The organism is Variovorax sp. OK212, assembly GCF_900112425.1.
Taxonomy (GTDB): Bacteria; Pseudomonadota; Gammaproteobacteria; order Burkholderiales; family Burkholderiaceae_C; genus Variovorax.
Map to the genome: position 1 here is coordinate 507,075 of NZ_FOLP01000002.1, position 25,162 is coordinate 532,236.

Here is a 25,162-nt window from a genome sequence, read left to right on the forward strand (position 1 = left end):
CGCTTACTGCGCCGCCACCGTCTTGATGCGCGCGATCATCTCGTCCACGGCCTTGTCCACCGGCACCTTGTCGGTCACGACGCGGCTCATGGCCTTGGCCCAGACGTTCTCGTTGTTGATCACGGTGAAGCGGTAGTTCTTGGTGAACTCGAAGGTCACGGTGCCGGCGGCGTACTGGTTGAACACCGACTTGCGGTGCGAGTCGGCCTGCCAGAACGGGCTGGCCTGTCCGGCCTTGGTGACCGGGAACCAGCGGCCCAGCGAACCCTCGACGTACGGCGTGAGGTTTTCCTCCTGCAGCAGGAAGGACACGAACTCCTTGGCGCGCGCCTTGTTCTTGCCGTCCTTGAACACCACGCCGGTCTTCACGGCCGTGCGGTAGACCATCTTGCCGCCGTCGGGCTTGCTCGGGAAACCGGCCGTGCGGATGCGCTCGGTGTAGTTCTTGCGCGCTTCTTCACGCTGCTCGGCGGTGAGCGTTGCGTTGTTCGAGTCGTCGAGCCACTTGGCCGGCAGCGAGATGGTCGCGTTGTGCGTCATCACGGTCGTCTTGTTGTGGAAGGCGACGTTGTTGTCCGGGTCCTTCCAGCTGGTGGACGAAGGCGGCGTGCAGCCCGTGAGGTAGGGCTTGGTGTAGTCGGTCATGGCGGCGATCAGGCCGGTGCGCACCTTCGGGTCGTCGACCAGCAGCTTGCCGTTGTCGTCGACCAGCTTGACGTTGTACGCGTCCATGAACGTCAGGAACGAATAGAAGGCGTCGCTCGAGTCCACGCCCATGGGCATGCCGATGCCGAAGGTGCGCTTGCCGCTCTTCTGGCGGCTCGCGGGTTGCACCTTCTCGCACCAGAAGGGCCAGTACTCTTTCCACGTGGTGGGGATGTCCGACTCCTTGAAGCCGGCCTCGGCGAGCATGTCGATCCAGTACTCGATGTGCATCGTCTGCTGCTTGATCGGGAAGGCGTAGTAGGCCTTCTTCTTCGTCTGGTCGTTGTAGAGGAAGGTGGTCTCGATCGTGTTGGTCGCGAAGCGGTCCTTCATGGGCGTGAGCACGCTGCCGATGTCCTCGAGCTTGCCGTCGAAGGCCCACTTGCCGGTGACCTGGAAGTCGTACACGTCGGCGTAGGCCACGTCGGGCGGGCTGCCCGAGTCGAGCGCGGACACGGTCTTGGGGATCATGTCCTGCACCGGGTACTGCGACAGCTCGACCTTCACGTCCTTGTGCTTTTCCTCGAACTTCTTGATGGCGGCGAACAGCGCGTCGTCCTCCGCCTTGTAGAAGCCCTTGACCCACCAGACGGTGAGCTTTTCCTGCGCGAAGGCGTTGCCTGACGCGATCAGGCCCAGCGCGACCAGGGTCGGCGCAATGAGCGATTTGGCGAGTTTCATGGTTTTGTCTCCTTCTCTTCTTGGGTGGAATTTGCTCGGGGCGCGAGCGTAGGGTGAAAGAACCGGATGCGAACTGCGGACAAACGCGTAGACGGCCTGGGCGACGCCGCCGCGCCTAGCTGGCCTTGAGCCTTGGCGGCGGCCTGCTCAGGCGTGGCAGGCGGCGCCTGGAACCGAGCACGTCCTCGATGTCCTGGCGCGCGCCGTCGATGAGCCGGATGATCGCGAGCTCGGCCTTCGACGGGTCGTGCGCAATCACCGCGTCGAGCACCGCGCGGTGCAGCGGCAGCGAGAGCGCGGGGCCGTCGGGCTTGGTGGTGGAAATCTCGAAGCTGGTGCGCAGCAGCGCGTTGAGCACCTTGCTCATCTGCGAAATCATGCGGTTGCCCGCCGCGCTCAACAGGCCGTTGTGAAAGCGCAGGTCGAAGGTGACGTAGTCGCCGCCGTTCTCCACGGCCTCCTTCATGCCGGCGAAGGCACTTTCGATTTCGTCGATGTCCTTCTGGGTGGCGCGCTCCGCCGCGAGCCGCACCGCCGCAGGCTCGACCACGCGGCGCAGGTCCTGCAGGTCGCGCAGGAACTCGGGCGTGAGGCCGGCGCGTGCCTGCCAGGTGATGACGTCGGGGTCGAACCAGTTCCACTTGTCCTTGGGCAGCACGCGCGTGCCGACCTTCGGCCCGGTGACGATCAGGCCCTTGGCCACCAGGGACTTGATGGCCTCGCGCACCACCGTGCGGCTCACGCCGAGTTCCTCGCCGAGGATGGGCTCCGCGGGGATCGACGCACCGATCGCATAGCGCCCCGCCACCACGGCTTCACCGAGCAGCTCGAGCGTGCGACCGTGGATGTTCTTGATCATGTGAGATGTGATTTCTGGTATCGCGACGCTCGAAAACACTAAGGCTCCGGCGTGTTGATCGCGCTTATCATATGATGATTGAAATCGATTTTCCGGCAGGACAAACCCTGAGGTTTGGGCCCTTAAAAGCAACAATTCGGAGACATACCCATGAGCATTCCTCCCAAGAAAAAACCCGGTGAACTGCGCAGCCAGCAATGGTTCGGACGCCACGACCGAGACGGCTTCATCTACCGCAGCTGGATGAAAGGCAAGGGCGTGCCGCACGACCAGTTCGACGGTCGCCCGGTCATCGGCATCTGCAACACCTTCAGCGAACTGACGCCCTGCAACTCGCACTTCCGCACGCTCGCGGAGCAGGTGAAGATCGGCGTGTACGAAGCGGGCGGCTTCCCGCTCGAGTTCCCGGTGATGTCGCTCGGCGAGACGCTGCTGCGCCCCACCGCCATGCTGTACCGCAACCTCGCGAGCATGGACGTCGAGGAGAGCATTCGCGGCAACCCGCTGGACGGCGTGGTGCTGCTCATGGGCTGCGACAAGACCACCCCCGCACTGATGATGGGCGCGGCCAGCGTCGACCTGCCGACCATCGGCGTGTCGGGCGGCCCGATGCTCTCGGGCAAGTGGCGCGGACAGGAGCTGGGCTCGGGCACCGGCGTGTGGCAGATGAGCGAGCAGGTGCGCGCCGGCACGCTGAAGCTGCAGGACTTCTTCGAGGCCGAGAGCTGCATGCACCGCAGCCACGGCCACTGCATGACGATGGGCACCGCGAGCACCATGGCCAGCATGGTCGAGTCGCTGGGCATCGGCCTGCCGGGCAATGCGGCCTACCCCGCCGTCGACGGCCGCCGCAACGTGCTGGCGCGCCAGGCGGGCCGGCGCATCGTCGGCATGGTGCACGAGGACATGAACATGTCGAAGATCCTCACGCGCCAGGCCATCGAGAACGCGATCAAGGTCAACGCGGCCATCGGCGGCTCGACCAACTTCGTGATCCACCTGCTGGCCATCGCGGGCCGCATGGGCGTGGACCTCACGCTCGACGACTTCGACCGCCTGGCCGCCGAGCTGCCCTGCCTGGTCAACCTGCAACCCTCGGGCCAGTACCTGATGGAAGACTTCTGCTATGCGGGCGGCCTGCCGGTGGTGATCAAGGAGATCGCCGAGCACCTGCACAAGGACATCCTCACGGTCACCGGCCAGAGTGTCTGGGAGAACGTGAAGGACGCCGAGAACTATGGCCCGCAGGTCATCCGCACGCTGGCCGAGCCCTTCAAGGAGAAGGCCGGCATCTGCGTGCTGCGCGGCAACCTCGCGCCCAACGGCGCCATCATCAAGCCCAGCGCGGCCACGCCCGAGCTGCTGGTGCACAAGGGCCGCGCGGTGGTGTTCGAGAGCGCCGAAGACCTGCACAAGCGCATCGACGACGAGAACCTCGACATCGACGAGCACTGCATCATGGTGCTGAAGAACTGCGGCCCCAAGGGCTACCCCGGCATGGCCGAGGCCGGCAACATGCCGCTGCCGCCGAAGGTGCTGCGCAAGGGCATCACGGACATGGTGCGCATCAGCGACGCGCGCATGAGCGGCACCGCCTACGGCACCGTGGTGCTGCACACCGCGCCCGAGGCCGCGGCCGGCGGCCCGCTGGCCCTGGTGCAGGACGGCGACATCGTCGAGCTCGACGTGCCCAACCGCAAGCTGCACCTGCATGTGAGCGACGAGGAACTGGCCAAGCGCCGCGAGAAGTGGGTCGCGCCGCCGGCCCCGCTCGACTCGGGTTACTGGAAGCTGTACGTCGACACGGTGCTGCAGGCGGACCAGGGGGCCGACCTGGCCTTCCTGCGCGGCCGCCGCGGGGCATTCGTGCCGCGCGACAATCACTGAGATGACGACAAGACTGGTAGCCATCGACTGGGGCACGAGTTCACTGCGCGGCGCGCTGCTGGACGCTGACGGCAAGGTGCTGGAAGAGCGCAGCGATGCGCGCGGCATCCTCACGGTGCCCGAAGGCGGCTTTCCCGCCGTCTTCGACACGCTGTTCGGCGACTGGATGCGCCTGCAGGGCGCACGCTGCCTGATCTCCGGCATGGCCGGCAGCAAGCAGGGCTGGGTCGAGGCGCCGTACTGCGCCTGCCCCGCGGGCCGCGTGGAAGTGGGCCGCAGGATCATCGACATCGACGCCATTCCCGGCGCGCGCATCGCGATCGTGCCGGGCCTGAGCGACGAGCACGACGGCGTGCCCGACGTGATGCGCGGCGAAGAGGTTCAGATCTTCGGCGCCATGTCGATCACCGGCATGGACGACGGCGTTTTCGTGCTGCCCGGCACGCACAACAAGTGGGTCACGGTGAAGAAGGGCCGCGTCGCGGGCTTTCGCACCTACATGACGGGCGAGTTCTATGCGCTGCTGAGCCAGCACTCGATCCTGGCGCGCACGCTGGACGCGGCCGCGCCGCTGGACGAAGCCGCCTTCCTCGAAGGCGTGACGCGCTCCGAGAACGGCCACGGCCTGCTGCACAACGCCTTCGGCACGCGCACGCTGGCGCTGTTCGAGCGCATGCCGAAGGAAGAGCTCGCGAGCTATCTTTCGGGCCTGCTCATCGGCGACGAGCTGCGCATGCAGTCGCTGCAGGCCGTCGGCGAGGTGGTGCTGATCGGCTCGTCCGCCCTCACCCAGCGCTACACGCTCGCCCTGCGCGCCACCGGCGTCGCCACGCGCACGCTGGGCGCCGAAGCCACCTGGGCCGGACTGCACGCGCTGTCGGGCTTTCTCGACACCGACAGACGCGCAAGCCCAACCTAAATCCCGCACCAGCCCCGTATCAGCCCCGCATGACCACACCCCTCGAAAAATTCAGCGCAGCGATGCGCGAGCTGCCCCTGGTGGCCATCCTGCGCGGCCTCGCGCCCGCCGAAGCCGCCGACGTGGGCGACGCCATCGTCGAGCCCGGCTTCCGCCTGCTCGAAGTGCCGCTCAACTCGCCACAGCCGCTGGAGAGCATCGCGCTGATGCGCCAGCGCTTTCCGCAGGCGCTGGTCGGCGCGGGCACGGTGCTCGGCGCGCAGCAGGTGCGCGACGTGCATGCCGCTGGCGGCGAACTCATCGTCTCGCCCAACTACAACGCCGAAGTGGTCGCCGAAGCCGCGCGGCTCGGCCTGGTCTGCCTGCCGGGCGTCATGACGCCCACCGAGGCCTTCGGCGCGCTCGCGTCGGGCGCCACCGGGCTCAAGCTGTTCCCCGCCGAGCTGGCCTCGCCCGCCGTGGTGAAGGCGCTGCTGGCGGTGCTGCCCGCCGGCACGCCGGTGATGCCCGTGGGTGGCATCACGCCGATGAACATGGCCGAATGGCGCGCGGCGGGTGCCGCGGGCTTCGGCATCGGCTCCGCCCTCTACAAGCCCGGCAAGACGGCCGGCGCGGTGCGCGAAGACGCGAAGAAATTCATCTCGGCCTGGACCGGCACGACGCTGGCCTGAGCCCGCAAGAACAACGGAGAACCCCACGATGTCCGCCGATTCCGAATACGCCAGCCCGGCCGTGCGCAAGCTGCGCGAAGACCTTGCGCTCGCACTGCGCGCGGCCGCCCACCACGGGCTGTCCGAAGGTGTGTGCAACCATTTCAGCGTGATGCTGCCGGGCGCGCAGGACCGCTACCTCATCAACCCGCGCGGGCTGCACTGGAGCGAGATCGGCCCCGACGACATCGTGCTGATCGACGTGCACGGCGAGGTGCTGGCCGGGCGCCACCGCGTCGAGCCGACCGCGCTGTTCATCCACGGCGCGGTGCACCGGCTCACGGGCCACGCCGTCGTGCTGCACTGCCACATGCCCTACGCCACGGCGCTCACGCTCACGGTCGACCGTGCGCTCGACCCGAGCGCGAGCCAGAACGCGATGCGCTACATGAACCGCATCGCCATCGACGCCGAATACAACGGCCTGGCGCTGGACGACGCCGAGGGCGAGCGCATTGCCCGCGCCATGACCGGCAAGGACGTGGCCTTCCTCGCGAACCACGGCGTGATCGTGGCGGGCGGCACCATCGCGCATGCCTACGACGACCTCTACTACCTGGAGCGCGCGTGCCTGCACCAGGTGATCGCGCAGTCGACCGGGCGCCCGCTGGTGCCGGTCGACGCCAAGCTGGCCGCGCATGTGGCGGCGCAGATCCAGGGCGAGCGCGAGCAGTCCGACCTGTTCTTCGAAGCCCTGCGCCGCATGCTGCCGCCGCCACGCGGCTGAGCCAACGGCCTACAACCAATGGCGCGCCCCGCCAGGCGCGCCGCGGGCGCCGCAGCCTTTAGGATCCGGGCATGCCCGCGCACGGGCTTACAGCTCTTCATCCGATTTCGCTCCAGCCTTACAAAGGCTTCACACAAGGGCGCGAGGATGAGGCTTCCAACCAATACCGGGGGATCAAGTGAAAAAGCTTACTTTTGCATTCGGCGCCGCGGCCCTGCTTTCGCTGGCCGCACTGAGCGCACCAGCCCAGGCCCAGACGGGCGGCTCGTTCATCCAGGCACAGGTGTACGTGGTACCGCCTCCGCCGCCGCGCCGCTACTACGCGCCGCCGCCGCCGCGCTACTACGGTCCGCCGCGCAACTACCACGGCGACCGCTACTACCGCGACCGCCGCTGGGACGACGGCCGCCGCCATGGCCGCCGCGACAACGACGGCGACGGCGTGCCCAACCGCTACGACCGCCGGCCGAACAATCCGTACCGCTATTGATCTTCATCGATCACTATTGATCGAGACGACAACGACCCGGGCCACGCGCCCGGGTTCTTGTTTCAGGCTGTCGCGAGCCCGGCCGTGGGCTCAGGCCGCCTCGGGCGACCCCGCATAAGGCGGCGTCGCGCTCGACAGCCCCTGCTTGAGCTGCCGCGAGACCTCGTCGGCCAGCACCTCGACCTTGCCCGCTTCCACGCCTTCGAGCGCCTGGCGGGCCACGCTGTCGGGCGATACCTTGTCGCCGGGCAGGTGCGCGGCCATGTCGGTGTCCATCAGGGCCATGTGCAGGCTCGTGACCTGCGTGCCCTGCCCCGCCAGTTCGTTGCGCAGGCCATTGCTCAGCGACCAGGCGGCCGACTTGGTCGCGCTGTAGGTCGCCACGCCCGGGAAGGTGGTCCAGCTCAGGGCCGACAGCGCATTCACCACCGCCCCGCCGCCGTTGGCCTTCAGCACGGGCGCGAAAGCCTGCGTGAGCGCCCAGGGGCCGAAGAAATTGGTTTCGAATTCGGCGCGCGCGGCGGCCACCGCGTCGGGCGAGCCGAGAAAGCTCGACCCGCGCGAGATGCCGGCGTTGTTGATCAGCAGCGTGACGTCGCCGCAGTCGCGTACCGCCGCCTCGATCTGCGCGGGCTGCGTCACGTCGAGCGCCACCGGCGTCACGCCGGGCAGCGTGATGCTCTTCGGGTCGCGCGCCGCGCCGTAGACCTTGCGCGCGCCGGCGGCCAGCGCCGCCTTGGCAAAGGCAAGGCCGAGGCCGCGGTTGGCACCGGTGATGAAGACGACCGAATCCTTGATTTTCATGACGCGCCTTTCGTTGAGAGAGTCTGTTGAAAACTGAGCTTCAGGCCTGCGCCACGCGACGCAGCAATCCGCTGGTGGTGCGCGGCCAGCCCACGCGGCCGAACCAGGCGCCGCCCGCGATGGCCGACGCGCTCACCACGCCGTACACCACCAGCGCCACGCCTTGCGCCGCGAACACGCCGGAGAGGCCGCCGCCCCAGCGCAGCGCCAGCCAGCCGCCGGTGCCCGCCACCACCAGGCGCGCGATGTTGCCCAGCACCGGCCACATCAGCCGGCCCGCGCCCTGCGACGCGAAATACAGCACCAGCCCGACACCGAAGAAACCGTACAGCGGCCCCACCACGCGCAGGTAGTGTGCGCCGGTCTCGAGCATCGCGGGGTCGTTGCCGAACAGCATCAGCCACGGCCGCGGGAACAGCGCCGCGGCCACGCCGATGGTCTCGGTCAGCGCAAAGGCCAGCGCCGCGCCGGCCCAGGTGGCGCGCAGCGCGCGCTCGCGCTGGCCCGCGCCCATGCAAGTGCCGACCATCGCGACCAGCGGTGCGCCCAGGCCGAACACCAGCGGCACCAGCAGGTACTCGAGCCGCGAGGCCGTGCCGTAGCCGGCCAGCGCGCCGGAGCCGAAGTGGCCCGTCAGCGCGGTGGCGATGCCGATCGCCAGGTTGGTGGCCACCGTCGACACCGCGCCCACGAGCCCGATGCGCAGGATGTCGCGGAACATCGGCCAGCGCAGCTGCAGCGCGCCGAGCGTGAACTTCAGCAGGCTGCGCGGCGAGCGCAGGTACGCGATGAGCGCGATCGAGCCCAGCAGGTAGTACAGCAGCAGCGCCATCGCACCGCCGGCAATGCCCATGCCCGGCAACGGACCGACGCCGAAGATCAGCAACGGCGACGCGGGAATGAGGAACACCACGCCCACCACCGTCACATTGGCCGGCACCGACATGTTGCCCGTGCCGCGGATGATGGCCGACAGCGAATTGAACAGCCACACCAGCGTTGCGCCCGCGAACACCCAGTTCGAGTACGTGAGCGCCGCGTCGAGCGCGGGTCCGGTGCCGCCCATGATCCCGTAGAGCCAGCGCCCGCCGAGCAGCAGCGCCAGCGTGAAGCACAGGCCGAAGCCCAGCGCGATGACGATGGCGTGCCACACCAGCGCGTCGGCGTCGGCGCGGCGGCGCGCACCGAGCGCGCGCGCGATCGACGAGGCAATGCCGCCGCCCATGGCGCCGCTCGACGTCATCTGCATCAGCATGACGATGGGGAACACCAGCGCCATGCCGGCGAGCGCGTCGGTGCCGAGCTTGCCGACGAAGTAGGTCTCGATGAGGCCGACGGAGGCCTGCGCCACCATCACCAGCACGTTGGGCGCGGCCAGGCGCAGCAGCGTGGGCACGATGGGCGCCTCGAGCAGGCGGCGCGTGCGCGGGTCGAGCGAGTCGAGGTTGGCGCTGTTGGAAGTGGTCATGGCGGGTGTCCCGGTGGGTTCAGGGTGCGATCAGGCACGGGCCGCGGCGGGCGTGACCGGCGTGCCGGCCTTCGCCGCCGGGCGGCGGATCATCATCACGATCACCGCCGCCACCAAGCAGGCCGCGCCTGCGGCGTACAGCGCCGGGGTGTAGGTCAGCAGCAGCGTGCGCGCAAAGCCCGCGCCATAGGCGGCCGTGGCGGCGCCCAGCTGGTGCGCGGCAAAGACCCAGCCGAACACCAGGCCGACCTTGGCGGGGCCGAAGGCGGCGCCCGCGAGCTTGACCGTCGGCGGCACGGTGGCGATCCAGTCGAGGCCGTAGAACATCGCGAAGATGCCCAGCCCGTAGATGGTGAACTCCGAATGCGGCAGCCAGAACAGCGACAGCCCGCGCAGGCCGTAGTACCAGAACAGCAGCTTGCGGTTGTCGTAGCGGTCCGACAGCCAGCCCGACAGGATGGTGCCGACGAAGTCGAAGGCGCCCATCATCGCGAGCACCGAGGCGGCGGGCACCGCGCTCATGCCGTAGTCGCCGCACAGCGAGATGAAGTGCGTCTGCACCAGGCCGTTGGTGCTCAGGCCGCAGATGAAGAAGGTGCCCGCCAGGATCCAGAAGGTGCGGTTGGTCGAGACTTCCTTGAGCACGCGGAACGGCGTGGCGAAGTTCATCAGGGGCGCCGCGGCGGCCGGCGCGGCCGGCTGCGTGCCGGGCTTTTCACCGTAGGGCAGCAGGCCGATGTCCGACGGCCGGTTGCGCATCAGGCACAGCGCGAGCACGCCGATGAGGATGCTGCCGATCACGATCGGCACGATGGCCGAGCGCCAGCCCCAGTGCTCGATCATCCAGGCCGCGAACGGCAAGAAGGCCAGCTGCCCGGTGGCCGAGCTGGCCGTGAGCATGCCGATGACCAGGCCGCGCCGCGTCACGAACCAGCGGTTGGCCACCACCGCGCCGAGCACCAGCGCCGTCATGCCGGTGCCCAGGCCCAGCATCAGGCTCCACAGCACGAACAGTTGCCACAGCTGCGAGGCCATGGTGACCAGCGCCATGCCCAGTCCGACGAGCGTGAGGCCGGTGCAGATCACGGCGCGCAGGCCGTAGCGCTCCATGAGCACCGCGGCGAACGGGCCCATGAGGCCGAACAGCGCGAAGCGCAGCGCGAGCGCGGAGGAGATCTGCTCCGTGCTCCAGCCGAATTCCTGGCCGAGCGGCTTGAGCATGGCGCCCGGCAGGCCCAGCGCGGCCGACATGGTCAGCATGGTCAGGAAGGTGATGGCGGCGACGATCCATCCGTAGTGAATGCCGCGGCGCTGCAGCCATGCGGAGACTTGGGTGGCGAACATGGGACCTCTGCTGTTGGAATTGAATGGGAGGAGGAGAAGGAAACGAAAGCGAAAGCAAGACCCGCGCGCAACGTGGCGCGTGGTGAAAAACGTGTTGTGCCGTGGTGGGTGTGAGGGTCAGTCTTCGGCGTCGGGCTCTTCGTCGCCGCCCAGCAGCGCCATCGCCTCGTCGACCAGCAGGTGCAGCGCGAGCACACGCTCCACGCCCAGCAATGCATTGATGTTCTGCTGCGCCGTCTTCCAGTGCGTCTGCGCTTCCTTGCGCTTGGCCTCGCCCGCCTCGGTGAGCGCGACCAGCCGGCTGCGCGCGTCGGCGCCGGCGCCGAGCGAGATCCAGCCGGCGGCAATCAGCGGCTGCAGGTTGCGGCTCAGGGTCGACGCGGTCATCTTCAGCTCGCCCGCCAGGTCGACGGGGCGCGACGGGCCCAGGCGCGCCAGGTTCGAGAGCAACGAGTACTGGGTGGTCTTCAGCCCGCTCTTCGACACCTCGGCGTCGTAGAACTGCGAGAGGCGGCGCGAGAGCTGGCGCACCTTGAAGCTGGTGCAGCCGCGCGGTTTGGTGAGCGTGTCCATGGGGTATTATTGTAGCTGCAACTATTGCATATGCAACCTACAGCCCATTCGGCACCTCGCACACCCTCGGACAGGAGACCCATCGGCATGACGCAGACCCCCAGCCAGAACCAGCTCGAAGCCTGGATCGCCGCAGAAAAGAAGATCACCGACCGCCTCGACGCCGGCCCCGGCCCGGGCGTGGCCCGTCCCGAGCAGGTGGCGGGCAAGACCGGCCTCGAAGTGATGCAGGCCATGCTGAACGGCGAGATCCCCTACGCCGCCATCGCCAAGACGCTGGACTTCACGATCATCGAAGTGAGCCAGGGCGTGGCCATCTTCCAGGGCACGCCGCTGGCGCAGCACCTGAACCCGCTGGGCACCATCCACGGTGGCTGGGTCGCGACCATGCTCGACTCCGCGCTGGGCTGCTCGGTGCACACCATGATGCCGCCCGGGCGCGCCTACACGACCGCCGAACTCAGCGTGAACTACGTGAAGGGCCTCACGCCCAAGGTGCAGCGCGTGCGCGCCGAAGGCAAGGTGATCCACTGCGGCCGCCAACTGGCCACGGCCGAGGCGCGCCTGGTCGGTGCCGACGGCACGCTGTACGCGCACGCCACGACCACCTGCCTGGTGTTCGAGACGCGTCCGGCGGGCTGAGCCCGCCCCGGGCGGCTCATGGCGCCCTTTCTTTTGCGCCGCCGCACGGCGCCCTGCCTTCGCGCCAAGTAGGCCTTCGGGCTGTAAGTCCAAAGGCGCGGCCCCTCCGGGCCTCCAGTGATAATTATTCGCAACACGGCCATTACGACAACAACAGGCGCCGGCGCTTTTAGAACACCTCACTGCCTTCCCGGAGGATCACCATGACCGAACGCTCACGCGTCCAAGGCCGCGCCGCGCGCGCATTGCTCGGCGCCAGCGCCACCTGGCTGGCCATCGCCGCCCTGCCCACGCAAGTCGCGCAGGCAGCGACCGATGAACTCACGCTCTACACCACGCGCGAGCCCGCGCTGATCCAGCCGCTCATCTCCGCCTTCAGCGCGCAGAGCAACATCAAGGTCAACACCGTGTTCGTGAAGGACGGGCTGCTGGAGCGCGTCAAGGCCGAAGGCGCGCGCTCGCCGGCCGACGTGCTGATGACGGTGGACATCGGCAACCTCATGGACCTGGTCGACGGCGGCGTGACGCAGCCGGTGAAATCGGCCGCGCTCGAATCGGCCATTCCGGCCAACCTGCGCGGCGCCGACGGCCAGTGGTTCTCGCTGTCGATGCGCGCACGCGTGCTGTACGCCGACAAGAGCCTGCCGCTCACCAACTTCCGCTACGAAGACCTGGCCAACCCCAAGTACAAGGGCAAGGTCTGCATCCGCGCGGGCCAGCATCCTTACAACACCGCGCTGGTCGCGGCGCTCATCGCGCACGACGGCGAGGCCAAGGCCGAGCAGTGGCTGCGCGGCGTGAAGGCCAACCTGGCGCGCAAGGCCACCGGCGGCGACCGCGACGTGGCGCGCGACATCCTGGGCGGCATCTGCGACGTGGGCCTGGCCAACTCGTACTACGTCGGCCAGATGAAGAGCGCCAAGGAAGGCACCGACGCGCGCAAGTGGGGCGACGCCATCAAGGTGGTGCGCCCGACCTTCGCCAACACGAAGAGCGGCGGCACGCACGTGAACATCAGCGGCGCCTCGGTGGCCAGGAACGCGCCGCAGCGCGCCAACGCCGTCAAGCTGCTCGAGTTCCTGGTGTCGGAGCCGGCGCAGTCGCTCTACGCGCAGGCCAACTACGAGTACCCGGTGCGCAAGGGCGTGGCGCTCGACCCGATCATCGGCCAGACCATCGGCGAGCTGAAGGTCGATCCGCTGCCGCTGACCGAGATCGCCAAGTACCGCAAGCAGGCCAGCGCCCTCGTCGACAAGGTCGGCTTCGACCAGTGACATCGAACGGCCGGGCACGCCTGCCGGCGACTGAATGACCCCCTTGAGGCGCCCACCGCCGGGCCTGCGCGCAGCAGGCCCGGCTTGGCGCTGCGTGTCATTGCTGATCGCGCTCGGCGTGCTCGCGCCGGTGCTCACGCTGGCGTGGCTGGCCTTCGGCTCGGGCGTGGGCCATTGGGGGCCGCTGTTCGCGCACGTGCTGCCGCAGGCGGCGCTCAACACGGCGCTGCTGCTCTCGGGCGTGGGCGCGCTGGTGCTGGTGATCGGCACCGGCTGCGCGTGGCTCGTCACCGCGCACGACTTCCCCGGACGCGGCGTGCTGCACTGGGCGCTGTTGCTGCCGCTGGCCATGCCGACCTACATCGTCGCCTTCGCCTACCTCGACCTGCTGCATCCCATCGGCCCGGTGCAGGGTGCGATCCGCTGGGTGCTGGGCTTCGACAGCCCGCGCCAGTTCCGCCTGCCCGACCTGCGCTCGATGCCCGGCGCGATCTTCGTGCTGGGCTTTGTGCTGTACCCCTACGTCTACCTGACGGCGCGCGCCATGTTCATGACGCAGCCCGCGCACCTGATGGAAGCCGCGCGCATGCTCGGCGAGAGCCGGCGCGGCGCGTTCTTCCGCGTGGCGCTGCCGCTCGCGCGGCCCGCGCTGGCCGTGGGCCTGAGCCTGGCGCTGCTGGAGACGCTCAACGACATCGGCGCCTCCGAATTCCTCGGCGTGAACACGCTCACCGTGGCGGTCTACACGACGTGGATCACGCGCTCCGACCTGGCGGGCGCCGCACAGATCGCCTGCGCGATGCTGTTCGTGGTGGTGGCGCTGGTCTGGCTCGAGCGCAACGGCCGACAGCACCAGCGCTTCGGCTCGGCGCAGCGCATGCGCGCCGTGCAGCCGCGCCGGCTTCGCGGCGGCGCGGCCTGGGCGGCGACCGCCACGGCCTCGCTGCCGGTGCTGATCGGCTTTGTCGCGCCCGCGCTCTACCTGGTCTGGGAAAGCGCCAAGCGGCTGCGCCAGGGCGGCGGCATTTCGCATGGGCTGGTCGCCAGCCTCGGCAACACGCTCGCACTGGCCGCGGGCGTGACCGTGGCCGCCGTGGCCGCCGGCCTGGTGGTGGCCTGGGCCGCACGCAGCCAGGGCTCGCGCCCGAACCGCGCGCGCTGGCAGGCACGCGCCGCCACGCTGGGCTACGCGGTGCCGGGCACGGTGCTGGCCATCGGCCTGCTCACGCCGGCGCTGGCGTTCGATTCGGCCCTGGCCACCGCGTTCGGCTGGCAGGGCCTGCCGCTGATGGGCGCGGGCGTGGTGCTGGTCGTGGCCTGCGCCATCCGCTTCCTGGCGATGCCGGTGGGCGGCATCGAGGCCGGCCTCGCGCGCATTCCACCCGCCATCGAGCAGGCCTCGCGCCTGCTCGGCGAAACCACCGCCGGCACGCTGCGCCGCGTGCACCTGCCGCTGCTGCGCCCTGCCCTGGCCGCGGGTGCGCTGCTGGTGTTCGTCGACGCCATGAAAGAGCTGCCGGCCACGCTGCTGCTGCGGCCCGCCAATTTCGACACCCTCGCCACCTGGCTCTACGCCGAGGCCGCGCGCGGCACCTACGAGGAAGGCGCGATCGCCGCGCTGGCCATCGTGCTGGCCGGCCTGTTGCCGGTGGTGCTGCTGGCGCGCAACCAGCTGGGCACGCCCGCTGCCGCACAAGTTCCCGGGCCCGACAAGACACCATGAGTTCCCCCCTGCACCTCGACGCCGTCCGGCTCGCCTACGACACCCCGCGCGGCCTGCACACGGTCGTCGATGGCTTCTCGCTCGCGCTGAACGCGGGCGACATCGCCTGCCTGTTCGGCCCCTCGGGCTGCGGCAAGACCACGGTGCTGCGCGCCATCGCGGGCTTCGAGCCGGTGCGCGCCGGCACCGTGCGGCTGGGCGGCGTGCTGCTCTCGTCCGCGCAGACGCGCCTGCCGCCCGAGCAGCGGCGAGTGGGCATGATGTTCCAGGAGTACGCGCTGTTCCCGCACCTGTCGGCCGCGAAGAACGTGGCGTTCGGGCTGCGTCGCCTCGGCCGTGCCACGCAGCTGGCGCGCGTCGCCGAAATGCTCGCGCTGGTGGGCCTGGCCGACGCGGGCGAACGCTATCCGCACGAGCTTTCCGGGGGCCAGCAGCAGCGCATTGCACTGGCCCGCGCGCTTGCGCCCTCGCCCGCGTTGCTGCTGCTGGACGAACCCTTCTCCAACCTCGACGGCGGCACGCGCGAACGACTGACGGCCGAGGTGCGCGGCATCCTCAAGCAGGCCGGGCAGACGGCCGTCCTCGTCACCCACAACGAGGCCGAAGCGCACGCCATGGCCGACCGCATCGGCGTGATGCACGGCGGACGAATCACGCACTGGCAAGCCACCTCGGCCTAGCACAGGCGGTCCGTTCGTCGAATGGGCTTTGCGGGAAAAGGTTGTTCGGGATCGCAAGAATCGCGGCGTTCCCAGCCACGCACCCACACACTCCCCCACCGAGAACGGAAAGCCCCATGACGCAAGCTCTCACCCTCGTCAGCCACCTGCTGTGCCCGTACGTGCAGCGCGCCGCCATCGCGCTGCATGAAAAAGGCGTGCCTTTCGAGCGCGTGGTCATCGACCTCGCGAACAAGCCCCAGTGGTTCCTCGACATCTCGCCGCTCGGCAAGGTGCCGCTGCTGAAGGTGCACAAGCCCGACGGCAGCGAGGCCGTGCTGTTCGAAAGCAACGTGATCTGCGAGTACCTCGAAGAGACGCAGCCCGGTGCGCGCCTGCATCCCGAAGACCCGCTCGCCCGCGCCGGACACCGCGCATGGATGGAGTTCGGCTCGGCCGTCCTCGCCGACCTGTGGGGCTACGAGACCACGCAGGACGCGGCGGTGTTCGCGCAGAAGCGCCTTGCGCTGGTGGCGAAGTTCGAACGCGTGGAGGCCGCGCTGGCAAGTTCAGGTGACGGCCCTTACTTCGCGGGCCCGAACTTCAGCCTCGTCGACGCGGTGTTCGCGCCCGTGTTCCGCTACTTCGAAGTGTTCGACGGCCTCAGCGACTCGCACATCTTCGACGCCCTGCCCAGGGTCGATGCCTGGCGCAAGGCGCTGGCGGCCCGCCCCAGCGTGCGTGACGCCGTGGTGCCCGAGTACCCGCGGCACCTGATGGAGTTCCTCGAGCGCCACCAGGCCCACCTGCTGACCCTGGCGGCTTGATCGCCGCGCCGGGAGGCCGACAATAGCGGCCTTCCTCTGCAACAACTACACGGCCCCACGAGATGCGATTCCTTCACACCATGCTGCGCGTCGGCAACCTCCAGCGCTCCATCGATTTCTATACCCAGGTGCTCGGCATGAACCTGCTGCGCACGTCGGAGAACCCCGAGTACAAGTACAGCCTCGCCTTTCTCGGCTTCGACAAGGGCAACCCCGAGCAGGCCGAGATCGAACTCACCTACAACTGGGGCACCGAGAGCTACGAGCTCGGCACCGCCTACGGCCACATCGCGCTCGGCGTGCCCGATGCCTATGCGGCCTGCGACAAGATCAAGGCCGCGGGCGGCAACGTGACGCGCGAGGCCGGTCCGGTCAAGGGCGGCACCACGGTGATCGCGTTCGTGACCGACCCGGACGGGTACAAGATCGAACTGATCCAGCGCAACGAAGACGCCGCCGGCGGCGGCCTGCGCTGACATGACCCGCCGCGTCGCCCTGCTGCGCGGCGTGAACGTCAATGGCATCGCGATCAAGAGCGCCGACCTGAAGGCGCTGTTCACCGGGCTCGGCTTCGGCGCGGTGCGCACCGTGCTGGCCAGCGGCAACGTGCTGTTCGACGCCGACGAGCGCGATGCCGCCGCGCTGCGCACGCGCATCGAGCAGGCGCTGCGCGAGCGCTTCGGCTACGACGCGTGGATCGTGCTGCTCACGCAGAAGCAGGTGGCCGGCATGGCCGAGGCCTACCCCTTCGAGCGCATCGACGACGAGCGCCATCCGTACATCGTGTTCGGCTCCGACGCCGCGATGCTCGACGAGATCATGGAGAAGGCCGGCACCGTCGATGCCGGCACCGAACAGCTGCAGCGCGGCAAGGGCGTGCTGTACTGGCAATGCCCGCGCGGCGAGAGCCTGGACACACCGGTGGCCAAGCTGCTGGCCAAGACGCGCTACAGGTCGAGCACCACCACGCGCAACCTGCGCACGGTGGAAAAGCTGCTCACGGGCTGAGCAGCGTGAGCAACGCGCCGGTCAGCAACCGAGCAGGTCGGCCAGCACGTCGATGTCGCGCGCGTGCAGGTTGTTGTCCGGCAGCGGCGAGACGTCCTTCGGCTGGGCGCGGCCGAATTCATGCGGGCGTTCGATGTACGCGGTCTTCAGGCCGCACACGCGCGCGGCCGCCAGGTCGTCGTGGTGCGCGGCCGCCAGCATCACCTGCCCGGGCGTCGCGTCGAACACGCCCGCCACGCCGAGGTAGGTGCGCGGGTCGGGCTTGTAGGCCTTGAAGACCTCGGCCGACAGCACGCAGTCCCAGGGCAGGCCGGCGCGCTTGGCCATTTCGGTGAGCAGGCCGATGTTGCCGTTCGACAGCGTGCAGATGGTGAACTTCTTCTTGAGCCGCGTGAGCCCGGCCACCGAATCGGGCCAGGCCGGCAGGCGGTGCCAGGCGCGGCTCAGGTCGCGCTTGGCGGCGCTGTCGAGCCGGTCGGACAGGCCGAAGTCGCGCAGCACCTGCTCGAGCATGCTCAGGTGCAGCTCGTCGAGCAGCGTGAAGCCGCCCTCGCCCGCGGCAATGCGCTCCATCACGCTCTTCATGGCGGGCTGGTAGCCCGCGCGCCAGGCCAGCGCGAAGGCGGCGCCGTCCACGCCCGGCAAGGCACTCTGCGACTCGGCCGCAATGCCGCTGTGCCAGTCGACCACCGTTCCGAAAACGTCGAACGCGATGACCTTGAGGTCGCTCGCGTCGAAATCCGCGCGCATGGTCAGCGCGGCAGCTGGCTCGCGGCGCGTGCCAGTTGCTCGATGCGGGTCCAGTCGCCGTCGCGGATCGCGTCGCTCGGCACGATCCACGAGCCGCCCACGCAGGCCACGTTCGACAGCGCGAGAAACTCGGCCGCGTTGCCCGCGTGGATGCCGCCCGTCGGGCAGAAGGTGACATCGCCGAACGGGCCTTGCCAGGCCTTCAGCATCGGCAGGCCGCCGGCCTGCAGCGCGGGGAAGAACTTCAGCTGGGTGTAGCCGTCTTCCTGCGCCGTCATGATCTCGCTGCCGGTCGCCACGCCGGGCAGCAGCGGCAGGCCGAGGTCGTGGCAGGCCTTGCCGACCGAGCGCGTGTAGCCCGGGCTCACGCCGAACCTGGCACCGGCCAGTGCCGACGCCTGCGCGTCGGCCGCGCTGCGGATGGTGCCCGCGCCGGCCACGGCCTCGGGCACTTCCTTGGCGATGGCCTCGATGCACTGCAACGCTTGCGGCGTGCGCAGCGTGACTTCGAGCATGCGGATGCCGCCGGCCACCAGCGCACGTGCGAGGGGAATGGCGTCTTTCACGTCGTTCAGCACGATGACCGGAATGACCGGCGCGTCGCGCATCACGTCGAGGGGGGTGAGTTTGTCTGTCATTTCATATCTCCATCAATTACGCGCAACGTGGGGGCGAGCTCCATCACAGCCATGAGCAGGCGCCTTCTTCTGCGGTCAATGCATTGCGGCGCATGCCGGCGAACAGTTCTCGGCCAAGGCCGTGTCCGTCGGCGATGCGCTGGGCTTCGGACAGCGTCGCGGTTTCGCGCGCATCCCATTCGTCCTGGGGCAACAACACGGCGAGCGTACCCGCTACGGCGTCGAGGCGGATCAGGTCGCCGTCGCGCACCTTGGCGAGCGGGCCGCCCGCGGCCGCTTCGGGCGAGACGTGGATCGCCGCGGGAATCTTGCCCGAAGCGCCGCTCATGCGGCCGTCGGTGACCAGCGCCACGCGGAACCCCTTGCCCTGCAGCACCGACAGCGGCGGCGTGAGCTTGTGCAGCTCGGGCATGCCGTTGGCCTGCGGGCCTTGCCAGCGCACCACGCAGACCACGTCGCGCTCGAGTTCGCCGGCGGTGAAGGCCTTCTGCAGCGCGGCCTGCGAGTCGAACACGCGCGCGGGCGCTTCGATCACGTGGCGGTCGTCGGGCACCGAGGACACCTTGATCACGCTGCGCCCGAGGTTGCCGCTCAGCAGCTTGAGGCCGCCGGTGGCGCTGAACGGGCGCTCGACGGTGCGCGTGATGGCTTCGTTCTTCAGCGGCGCGGCCGGGGTCCACTGCAGGCGCTGCTCGCTCGCGTCGCCCGCCAGCGCGGGAACGTTGGCAAATTCGCGGATGCCGCCCGAGCGCACGGTCAGCACGTCGGCGTGCATGAGGCCGGCCTCGACCAGCTCGCCGATCACGAGGCCGGGGCCGCCCGCGGCCTGGAACTCGTTCACGTCGGCGCTGCCGTTGGGGTACACGCGGGTCAGCAGCGGAACGATGTCGGAGAGCTTCGAGAAGTCGTCCCAGTCGATCACGATGCCCGCGGCACGGGCCACGGCCACCCAGTGGATCAGGTGGTTGGTGGAGCCGCCCGTGGCCAGCAGCGCGACCATGGCGTTGACGATGCAGCGCTCGTCGACCATCTCGCCGATTGGCGGGCAACTGAAGGCCACGTCGCCGGCCTTGCCGAGCACCGTGCGCACGGCTTCGCGCGTGAGCGTTTCGCGCATCGCGTCGCCGGGCTGGATGAAGGCCGTGCCGGGCACGTGCAGGCCCATGGCCTCGAGCAGCATCTGGTTGCTGTTGGCCGTGCCGTAGAAGGTGCAGGTGCCCACCGAGTGGTACGCCGCCATCTCGGCGTCGAGCAGGCCCTGGCGGCCCACGAGGCCTTGCGCGGCCTGTTCGCGCACCTTCGACTTGGCGCCGTTCGACAGCCCCGAGGGCATCGGTCCGGCGGGCACGAACACGGTCGGCAGGTGGCCGAAGTGCAGCGCGCCGATCAGCAGGCCGGGAACGATCTTGTCGCACACGCCGAGCATCAGCGCGCTGTCGAACATGTCGTGGGTGAGCGCGATGGCGGTGCCCATGGCGATCACGTCGCGGCTGAACAGGCTGAGCTCCATGCCGGGCGTGCCCTGCGTGACGCCGTCGCACATGGCCGGCACGCCGCCGGCCACCTGCGCGGTGGCGCCGAGGCGGCGGGCCTCGTGCTTGATGATGTCCGGGTAGCCCTGGTACGGCGCGTGGGCCGAGAGCATGTCGTTGTAGGCGGTGACGATGCCGATGTTGGGCGCGCGCTCGGTCACCACGCGGAACTTGTCGCTGGCCGGGATGCCCGCCACGGCATGCGCCACGTTGGCGCAGCCCATGCGGTCGGAGCCGCGGTCGCGGTTGCGGATCTCGGTGAGGCGGCTGAGGTAGGCGCTGCGCAGCCCCTGGCTGCGCTCGCGGATGCGATCGGTGACGTCGCGTACGGTGGGGTGTGTGCTGCTCATGGGGGTCGTGGGCTCGTGCTGCATGTCGCCAGGGCGACTGTGGGCCTGGAGGCCCATGGTACCAAGCCCTCTGCGAAAGGCCGATGAAATCCGGCCGCCCGGCGATACGAATCTGGCCCCTCCGGGCGCGGGTGGGCGGCAGGCGCAAAAAAGCCCGGCATCACCGGGCTCTTGTTGCGTGGACCGGAGGGCCCGGCGCTCAGTCGACCAGCTTGACCTCGACCCGGCGAGCCTCGGCGTTGTTGCCCGAACCGGCCGTGACTTCAGGCTTCTGCAGGTCGACCTTCGCGGCCGGCACACCCAGGCCCACGAGCACGTCGCGGATCATCTCGGCGCGCTTCCTGGCGAGTTGCTCGTTCACGGCGGGGTCGCCCGTGGTGTCGTGGTAGCCCGAGACTACCGCCTTGCGCCCGCTCTCCACGCCCTTGATGACCGCGGCCAGCGCCTCGGCGGCGCCCGGCGCCAGGTCGGCGCTGCCGGTCGCGAAGTAGAAGTTCACCACGCCGTTCACCACGCGAATGCTCGCCCCGTCGGGGATGGTGACCGTCACCGTCTCGGTCACTTCGGCCAATTTGGGCTCCGCACCGGGGGCCGGGGCCGAAATCACCACCGCCGGCTTGGCGGCCGCGGCCTGTGCGGCAGCAGCAGCAGGGTTGTGGCCCTTGTGCCATAGCACGATACCCACCACGAAGAAGATCACCAGGGCGATCAGCGCCATGACGAATCCGAGGATGAAATTCTGCTGGCTGTCGTCGTCGCTCATCGGGGGTCTTGCTCCGTAGGAAAGAGGGCGGTAAATAATGGTGCGGTGAACCATGATCAGGAAATTGTAGGCGCCGCCCCCGGCACTTCCGTGTCGGACCCCGCGCCGGATCCCGGTCCGCCGGGACTCGACCCCATGCCCACGCCGCTGCGCGATCCGCAGCCGATGCTCGAGCGCGCGATCGCCGACTGGGGCGGGCATGAGGACCTCTGGCTCTTCGGCTACGGCTCGCTCATCTGGCGGCCCGAGTTCGACTTCATCGAGCGGCGCCAGGCCTGGGTGCGCGGCTGGCACCGGGCGCTGAAGATGTGGAGCCGCGTGAACCGCGGCAGCGTGCAGGTGCCCGGCCTGGTGTTCGGGCTGCTCTCCGGCGGCAGTTGCCGCGGCATGGTGTTTCGCGTGCCCAAGGCCGACGGCCTGGCCACGCTGCGCCGGCTCTGGCTGCGCGAGATGCCGACCGGCGTGTACGACCCCAAGTGGCTGCGCTGCGGCACGGCCGAAGGCCCGGTGCGCGCGCTGGCCTTCACGCTGTCGCGGCGCAGCCCCAACTTCACCGGCGAACTCACCGACGAGCGCTACCGCCACATCTTCGCCAACGCGGTGGGCCGCTACGGCACCTCGCTCGACTACGCGCGCCAGACGCTGCTCGAGCTGCAGCGCCATTCGATCCACGACGCCGCGCTGGCCCGCCTGGTGGCGCTGAGCGCGGTGCAGGAACAGCAGCGCCAGCAGCAATCCGGGGCCGCCGCCGATTGCGACGCGCCGCGGCCTCCGGTATATGTTCCGGGGTCTGCAGACAGTTCTGCCGAATCCTCTTCGCAACCCTCCTCTTCATCTTCTTCGCAACCATCGTCCCGGCTCCCGGGACCGTCCAAGGAAAACACATGACCCAACGCCGCCTCGCCGCCACCGGTGCCGCCCTCCTCGCCGCCACCCTCCTCGCCGCCTGCGGCAGCATGGGCGGCAAGCCGAGCACCACCGTCGAGCTGGTGCCGACCGGCGCCATCACGCCCAACCCGACGCGCGGCACGGTGAAGTTCGCCGCCCTCGATCACGGCCTGCGCGTGTCGGGCGAAGTGCGCGGCCTGGTGCCGGGCAGCGAGCACGGTTTCCACATCCACGAGAAGGGCGACTGCGGCAACAACGGCGACGCCTCGGGCGGCCACTTCAACCCCACGGGCGGCACGCACGGAAAGTTCGCCGCGGCGGGCAGCCATGCCGGTGAACTGCCGAGCCTGGTGGCCGACGCCAACGGCGTGGTGCGCTTCAGCGTAGACGACCACTCGATCTCGCTGACCGACGGCGCCGTCAACAACGTGGCGGGCCGCGCGCTGGTGCTGCACCGCGACCGCGACGACTTCACGACACAGCCCTCGGGCAACTCCGGCCCGCGCATCGCCTGCGCCGTGATCACCAAGCCCTGAGCGGGCACGACAACCAGCTAGGCCGCCGCGCGCGCCAGCCAGAGCGCTTCGGCGCGCGCCAGCGCCTCGGGCGTGTCGATGTCGGTCACCACGCCGGCGTCGTCCACCGCCAGGTCCGCTACTGAATCGATAGCGCGCATCGCACGCAGGACGGGCGATGCACCCAGATTCCCCTCCAAGGTCGCGAGTTGGGCGCCGCACCCCGCGGCAAAGCCCACCGGGTGCCCGCGCTCGCCCTGGAACTGCGGCTGCACCGCATTGACCCGGCCGCCGAGCGCGGCGGCCACCGCGCGCAGCGTGGCGGGCTGCACCAGCGGCAGGTCGCCCGGCAGGATCAGCCAGCCCGCGGCGCCGGATGTGGCGCGCACGGCCGCGGCAATCGAGTCACCCATGCCCGGGTGCCCCGCGTCTTCCACGTGCCACGGCAGGCCGCTGGCACGCACCGCGTCGAGCGTGCGCTCGAGCACCGGCCTGCCCGCGAGCAGCGCCTGCAGCTTCGAGCCCGTGCCGCCGGCCGCGATGAAGCGCTCGCCGCGGCCCGAGGCCAGCACGATCACCACCGGCGTCCGCGAGAGGGCCGGCCTGGAGTTCACCTGCGTCGTCATGGGCCGAGTATGTGCGCAACAATCCGGCCATGACTTCCCCTCTCTCCAATGACGCACTGGCCGCGCTGCGCAAGAGCTACGAGCGCGCCGAGCTCGGCGAGGCCCACAGCGCGGGCGATCCGCTGAAGCAGTTCGAACGCTGGCTCACCGAAGCCATCGGCGCGCAGGTGCCCGAGCCCAACGCCATGACGCTGTGCACCGTGGGCAGCGACCTGCGGCCGTCCAGCCGCATCGTGCTCATCAAGGGCTGCGACGCGCGCGGCATCGTCTGGTACACCAACTACGAGAGCCGCAAGGGCCGCGAGCTGTCGGGCAACCCGTACGCGTCGCTGCAGTTCCACTGGGTCGAGCTGGAGCGCGTGGTGCGCATCGAGGGCCGCGTCGAGAAGGCCGGCGCCGACGAGAGCGACGCCTACTTCGCGAGCCGCCCGCTCGACTCGCGCATCGGCGCCTGGGCCAGCCCGCAGAGCGAAGTCATCAGCGGGCGCGACGTGCTCGTGAAGAACGCCGCCGTGTTCGCGGCGAAGCACCTGCTGTCGCCGCCGCGCCCGCCGCACTGGGGTGGCTACCGCCTGGTGCCCGACCGCTGGGAGTTCTGGCAGGGCCGCAAGAGCCGGCTGCACGACCGGCTGCGCTACCGGCTCGAAGGCGCAGGCGAAGGCGGCAATTGGGTGCGCGAACGCCTCGCGCCCTGAACGCAACGGCAAGGGCCGGGCCGTTCAAGGCAGCCAGCGCACGCACACCATCACCAGCGTGAGCGTGCCCAGCGCGAGCACGGTCGATACCGCGACGCTGGCCGTCACCAGGTCTTCGGCCGTGCGGTAGCGCTGCGAAAAGAGGAACACGTTGGCGCCGATGGGCAGCGCCGCGGCCACCACCATCACCGTGAGCGGAATGCCGCGCACGCCCAGCAGCCAGCCGATGGCGGCCACCAGCAGCGGATGCAGCAGGTTCTTCACCAGCGCCTGCGCCAGCGCGCCGCGCCAGTGCCGCCCGATGGGCGTGAGCGCCAGCGTGATGCCCACCATCACCAGCGCCACCGGACCGAAGGCCTGGCCGAGCAACTGGATGGGCTTGTCGATGACCTCGGGCATGGTCCACCCGGTCTGCGCGAACAGCAGGCCCGCGATGATCGGCAGCGGCACCGGGTGAATGATCGCGTTGCGCAGCGCGCGCAGCACGGTGCGCCCCATCGAGCGCGCCGGCGCGCCGCTGCCGGCCGCATGCTCGCGCGCCACCGCGAGCTCCAGCACCACGGTGGCACTGGTCAGCAGCACCAGCGAGTGCAGCGAGATGAGCGTGAGCAGCACCACCATGCCCGCGTCGCCGTAGGCCAGGTCGACCAGCACGATGCCGATCATCACGGTGTTGCTGTAGGTGTTGGCCAGCGCGATGACGGCCGCCGTGCGGTTGAAGCCGCGCAGCGCCATGGTGGCCGCGAACAGCAGGCCCGAGGCGATGAAGTACGCCGCCACCGGCTTCAGGCTCAGTTCCTGGACGTGCACCGTGCTCATGGCGCGGAACAGCAGCGCGGGCGCGAGCAGCAGGAAGATGAGGTTCGACAGGTCCTTCACCGCGTTGCCGCCGATCCAGCGGCGCCGTCCGGCGAGGTAGCCGGCGGCGATGAGGAGGACGACGGGAAGAAGCGAGGAGATGACGAAGGAATTCACTCGGCGAGGATAGCCGAGGGGTGCGTTCCGTCTTGCGCCTTCCCCTCCCGGGGGAAGGCGGGGATCGGGGCAAGCGGCACGCGCGAAACCGCGGCTTCATCACAGGCCGCGAGCCCCCGCCCCTGCCCTC

27 protein-coding genes are annotated in these 25,162 nt (G+C 69.5%); 15 read left to right on the forward strand and 12 right to left on the reverse strand.

What is annotated here, in order from left to right; all coding sequences use genetic code 11:
• Window positions 1-3: 3 nt before the first annotated feature.
• Both BM004_RS08960 and BM004_RS08965 read right to left on the reverse strand, forming a co-directional pair.
• Entirely contained in the window at window positions 4-1,386 is a 1,383-nt protein-coding gene (locus BM004_RS08960; RefSeq protein WP_093128246.1) for an ABC transporter substrate-binding protein, read from the reverse strand.
• 115 nt (window positions 1,387-1,501) lie between these two features.
• Window positions 1,502-2,245 (reverse strand): FadR/GntR family transcriptional regulator, encoded by a 744-nt coding sequence (locus tag BM004_RS08965; RefSeq protein ID WP_093128244.1) that lies wholly within the window; start codon window positions 2,243-2,245, stop codon window positions 1,502-1,504.
• Window positions 2,246-2,395: 150 nt separating this feature from the next.
• On the opposite strand from BM004_RS08965, the gene BM004_RS08970 reads away from it, so the two are divergent.
• The 5 genes from BM004_RS08970 to BM004_RS08990 all read left to right on the forward strand — a co-directional run bounded on the left by BM004_RS08970 (window position 2,396) and on the right by BM004_RS08990 (window position 6,978).
• Window positions 2,396-4,132 (forward strand): IlvD/Edd family dehydratase, encoded by a 1,737-nt coding sequence (locus BM004_RS08970; RefSeq protein WP_093128243.1) that lies wholly within the window; start codon window positions 2,396-2,398, stop codon window positions 4,130-4,132.
• A 1-nt stretch (window position 4,133) separates the two neighbouring features.
• The gene (locus BM004_RS08975; RefSeq protein WP_093128241.1) at window positions 4,134-5,051 is read left to right on the forward strand and encodes a 2-dehydro-3-deoxygalactonokinase; all 918 of its coding nucleotides are present in this window, start codon (window positions 4,134-4,136) and stop codon (window positions 5,049-5,051) included.
• Between the two features lie 29 nt (window positions 5,052-5,080).
• Window positions 5,081-5,722, forward strand: coding sequence for a 2-dehydro-3-deoxy-6-phosphogalactonate aldolase (locus tag BM004_RS08980; protein ID WP_093212667.1), 642 nt, complete (start codon window positions 5,081-5,083; stop codon window positions 5,720-5,722).
• Between the two features lie 28 nt (window positions 5,723-5,750).
• Window positions 5,751-6,488, forward strand: coding sequence for an aldolase (locus BM004_RS08985; protein WP_093212669.1), 738 nt, complete (start codon window positions 5,751-5,753; stop codon window positions 6,486-6,488).
• Between the two features lie 178 nt (window positions 6,489-6,666).
• On the forward strand, window positions 6,667-6,978 hold the full coding sequence (locus BM004_RS08990) for a hypothetical protein (RefSeq protein WP_093212671.1): 312 nt from the start codon (window positions 6,667-6,669) through the stop codon (window positions 6,976-6,978).
• 90 nt (window positions 6,979-7,068) lie between these two features.
• On the opposite strand, the gene BM004_RS08995 is transcribed toward BM004_RS08990, so the two are convergent.
• The 4 genes from BM004_RS08995 to BM004_RS09010 all read right to left on the reverse strand — a co-directional run bounded on the left by BM004_RS08995 (window position 7,069) and on the right by BM004_RS09010 (window position 11,167).
• Complete coding sequence (locus BM004_RS08995; protein WP_093128234.1) at window positions 7,069-7,782, reverse strand: SDR family oxidoreductase; 714 nt, start codon at window positions 7,780-7,782, stop codon at window positions 7,069-7,071.
• A gap of 40 nt (window positions 7,783-7,822) precedes the next feature.
• The gene (locus BM004_RS09000) at window positions 7,823-9,250 is read right to left on the reverse strand and encodes an MATE family efflux transporter (RefSeq protein WP_093212673.1); all 1,428 of its coding nucleotides are present in this window, start codon (window positions 9,248-9,250) and stop codon (window positions 7,823-7,825) included.
• 30 nt (window positions 9,251-9,280) lie between these two features.
• Complete coding sequence (locus BM004_RS09005; RefSeq protein WP_093128230.1) at window positions 9,281-10,594, reverse strand: MFS transporter; 1,314 nt, start codon at window positions 10,592-10,594, stop codon at window positions 9,281-9,283.
• A 117-nt stretch (window positions 10,595-10,711) separates the two neighbouring features.
• Complete coding sequence (locus BM004_RS09010) at window positions 10,712-11,167, reverse strand: MarR family winged helix-turn-helix transcriptional regulator (protein ID WP_093128228.1); 456 nt, start codon at window positions 11,165-11,167, stop codon at window positions 10,712-10,714.
• A gap of 87 nt (window positions 11,168-11,254) precedes the next feature.
• Between BM004_RS09010 and BM004_RS09015 the strand changes: the two genes are divergently transcribed.
• The 7 genes from BM004_RS09015 to BM004_RS09045 all read left to right on the forward strand — a co-directional run bounded on the left by BM004_RS09015 (window position 11,255) and on the right by BM004_RS09045 (window position 17,300).
• Window positions 11,255-11,809 (forward strand): PaaI family thioesterase, encoded by a 555-nt coding sequence (locus tag BM004_RS09015; protein ID WP_093128226.1) that lies wholly within the window; start codon window positions 11,255-11,257, stop codon window positions 11,807-11,809.
• A gap of 203 nt (window positions 11,810-12,012) precedes the next feature.
• Window positions 12,013-13,083 carry a Fe(3+) ABC transporter substrate-binding protein gene (locus BM004_RS09020; protein ID WP_093212675.1) on the forward strand — a complete coding sequence of 357 codons (1,071 nt, stop codon included), beginning with the start codon at window positions 12,013-12,015 and terminating at the stop codon, window positions 13,081-13,083.
• A 34-nt stretch (window positions 13,084-13,117) separates the two neighbouring features.
• Entirely contained in the window at window positions 13,118-14,806 is a 1,689-nt protein-coding gene (locus BM004_RS09025) for an ABC transporter permease (protein ID WP_093212677.1), read from the forward strand.
• A complete protein-coding gene (locus BM004_RS09030) occupies window positions 14,803-15,486 on the forward strand; it encodes an ABC transporter ATP-binding protein (protein WP_093212679.1) in 684 nt (227 codons plus the stop codon). Before BM004_RS09025 ends, BM004_RS09030 begins: the two co-directional genes overlap by 4 nt.
• Window positions 15,487-15,602: 116 nt before the next feature.
• Entirely contained in the window at window positions 15,603-16,292 is a 690-nt protein-coding gene (locus BM004_RS09035; protein WP_093212681.1) for a glutathione S-transferase family protein, read from the forward strand.
• 62 nt (window positions 16,293-16,354) lie between these two features.
• Complete coding sequence (gene gloA, locus BM004_RS09040; protein ID WP_093128219.1) at window positions 16,355-16,768, forward strand: lactoylglutathione lyase; 414 nt, start codon at window positions 16,355-16,357, stop codon at window positions 16,766-16,768.
• Window position 16,769: 1 nt separating this feature from the next.
• A complete protein-coding gene (locus tag BM004_RS09045) occupies window positions 16,770-17,300 on the forward strand; it encodes a DUF1697 domain-containing protein (protein WP_093128218.1) in 531 nt (176 codons plus the stop codon).
• Window positions 17,301-17,321: 21 nt separating this feature from the next.
• On the opposite strand, the gene BM004_RS09050 is transcribed toward BM004_RS09045, so the two are convergent.
• From BM004_RS09050 to BM004_RS09065, 4 genes are all read right to left on the reverse strand, one after another.
• Window positions 17,322-18,050 carry a haloacid dehalogenase type II gene (locus BM004_RS09050; protein WP_093212683.1) on the reverse strand — a complete coding sequence of 243 codons (729 nt, stop codon included), beginning with the start codon at window positions 18,048-18,050 and terminating at the stop codon, window positions 17,322-17,324.
• Between the two features lie 2 nt (window positions 18,051-18,052).
• Window positions 18,053-18,688, reverse strand: a complete 636-nt coding sequence (gene eda, locus BM004_RS09055) for a bifunctional 4-hydroxy-2-oxoglutarate aldolase/2-dehydro-3-deoxy-phosphogluconate aldolase (RefSeq protein WP_093128215.1) — start codon at window positions 18,686-18,688, stop codon at window positions 18,053-18,055.
• A 43-nt stretch (window positions 18,689-18,731) separates the two neighbouring features.
• A complete protein-coding gene (edd, locus tag BM004_RS09060) occupies window positions 18,732-20,570 on the reverse strand; it encodes a phosphogluconate dehydratase (protein WP_093213060.1) in 1,839 nt (612 codons plus the stop codon).
• A gap of 199 nt (window positions 20,571-20,769) precedes the next feature.
• A complete protein-coding gene (locus BM004_RS09065) occupies window positions 20,770-21,333 on the reverse strand; it encodes an OmpA family protein (protein WP_093212685.1) in 564 nt (187 codons plus the stop codon).
• Window positions 21,334-21,468: 135 nt separating this feature from the next.
• On the opposite strand from BM004_RS09065, the gene BM004_RS09070 reads away from it, so the two are divergent.
• Entirely contained in the window at window positions 21,469-22,221 is a 753-nt protein-coding gene (locus BM004_RS09070; protein ID WP_093212687.1) for a gamma-glutamylcyclotransferase, read from the forward strand.
• Window positions 22,218-22,757, forward strand: a complete 540-nt coding sequence (locus tag BM004_RS09075) for a superoxide dismutase family protein (protein WP_093212689.1) — start codon at window positions 22,218-22,220, stop codon at window positions 22,755-22,757. The genes BM004_RS09070 and BM004_RS09075 overlap by 4 nt, the downstream gene beginning before the upstream one ends.
• A gap of 17 nt (window positions 22,758-22,774) precedes the next feature.
• Here BM004_RS09075 and BM004_RS09080 read toward each other — a convergent pair whose 3' ends face one another.
• Window positions 22,775-23,362 (reverse strand): nucleotidyltransferase family protein, encoded by a 588-nt coding sequence (locus BM004_RS09080; RefSeq protein ID WP_093212691.1) that lies wholly within the window; start codon window positions 23,360-23,362, stop codon window positions 22,775-22,777.
• Between the two features lie 29 nt (window positions 23,363-23,391).
• On the opposite strand from BM004_RS09080, the gene pdxH reads away from it, so the two are divergent.
• Window positions 23,392-24,057 carry a pyridoxamine 5'-phosphate oxidase gene (pdxH, locus tag BM004_RS09085; RefSeq protein ID WP_093213062.1) on the forward strand — a complete coding sequence of 222 codons (666 nt, stop codon included), beginning with the start codon at window positions 23,392-23,394 and terminating at the stop codon, window positions 24,055-24,057.
• Window positions 24,058-24,081: 24 nt separating this feature from the next.
• On the opposite strand, the gene BM004_RS09090 is transcribed toward pdxH, so the two are convergent.
• The gene (locus BM004_RS09090; RefSeq protein WP_093128207.1) at window positions 24,082-25,032 is read right to left on the reverse strand and encodes an AEC family transporter; all 951 of its coding nucleotides are present in this window, start codon (window positions 25,030-25,032) and stop codon (window positions 24,082-24,084) included.
• Between the last annotated feature and the right edge of the window lie 130 nt (window positions 25,033-25,162).